The organism is Streptomyces sp. Act143, assembly GCF_003143935.1.
GTDB lineage: Bacteria > Actinomycetota > Actinomycetes > Streptomycetales > Streptomycetaceae > Streptomyces.
In genome coordinates, this window is record NZ_QFRX01000015.1 from 1 (window position 1) to 1,174 (window position 1,174).

The 1,174-nt window shown below is 68.9% G+C and carries 2 protein-coding genes; both read left to right on the plus strand.

Translation table 11 applies throughout. From position 1 onward, the window contains the following. Nucleotides 1-68: 68 nt before the first annotated feature. On the plus strand, nt 69-614 hold the full coding sequence (locus tag DI272_RS43960; protein ID WP_109501466.1) for a winged helix-turn-helix domain-containing protein: 546 nt from the start codon (nt 69-71) through the stop codon (nt 612-614). Then, on the plus strand, nt 539-1,171 hold the full coding sequence (locus DI272_RS43965) for a transposase (RefSeq protein ID WP_109501467.1): 633 nt from the start codon (nt 539-541) through the stop codon (nt 1,169-1,171). Before DI272_RS43960 ends, DI272_RS43965 begins: the two co-directional genes overlap by 76 nt. Nucleotides 1,172-1,174 lie beyond the last annotated feature (3 nt).

Here is a 1,174-nt window from a genome sequence, read left to right on the forward strand (position 1 = left end):
TACTCAGGTTGAATCGGTGATGTCCGGGCTGTGGTGACGGGTCGTGATCCCTGCGGTACGACGTCTTCATGCGGTATGCGCAAGGGGGCGGGCTGACGCCTGCCGGGCAGGTGAAGCGGGAGGCCGTGCGATTGGAGGCGGCCAAGTGGTTCGAGGCCGGGGCGGGCACGGCCCGGATCGCGGCCGAGTTACGGGTGACGGACCGGTCGGTGCGCCGGTGGCGGGCGGCCTGGCGGCAGGGCGGTGCCAGAGCGTTGGCGTCGGCGGGGCCGATGGCGGTGGAACGGCTGTCCCCGCAGCAGTGGCAGCGGCTGGAGGCGGAGTTGAAACGGGGCCCGCTGGCGCACGGCTTCGACGATGAGGCGCAGGGCTGGACGCTGAAGCGGGTGAAGCTGCTGATCGGCCGGTTGTTCCACGTCGGCTATACCGTGCAGGGCGTGTGGCGGCTGCTGAAGCGGCACGGCTGGAGCTGCCAGGTGCCCGTGCAGCGGGCGCTGGAGCGGGACGAGGCGGCGATCGAGGTGTGGAAGGCCGAGGTGTGGCCGCGGGTAAAAGTACCGCGCACGACCTGGGCGCCCACATCTGTTTCGCGGACGAGTCCGGCCAGTCGCTGATCCCGCCGAAGGGCCGCACCTGGGCCCCGCGCGGAGCCAGACCCGTTGTGCGGGTGGCCGGGAGGCGCGGCGGCCGGGTCAACATCGCCGGCGCGGTGTGCTTCAAGCCCGGCCACCGCCCGCGGATGTTCTTCAAACTGCACGTGAACCGCGGCCGCAGGGGCGAGCCGAAGACCTTCGCCTGGAACGACTACCGGGACTTCATCCGCATGGTGCACCTGCAGCTCGGCACCCCCGTCGTGTGGGTCTGGGACAACCTGAGCGTGCACCTCCAGCAGGAACTCTTCGACTTCGAGGCGGAACACAAGGACTGGCTGGTCATCTTCCATCTGCCGCCGTACGCACCGGAGCTCAACCCGCAGGAGGGCATCTGGAGTCTGCTCAAGCGGGCCCTGGCCGACTTCGCCGCCGCCGACCTCGCGCACCTGACCCGCGTCATCAAGCGGAAACTCAAGAAGATCCAATACCGACCGCACCTGATCACAGGCTGCCTGCCGACCACCGGCCTGGACCTTCAGGGCCTGATCGAGACACCGGACATCACCGATTCAACCTGAGTA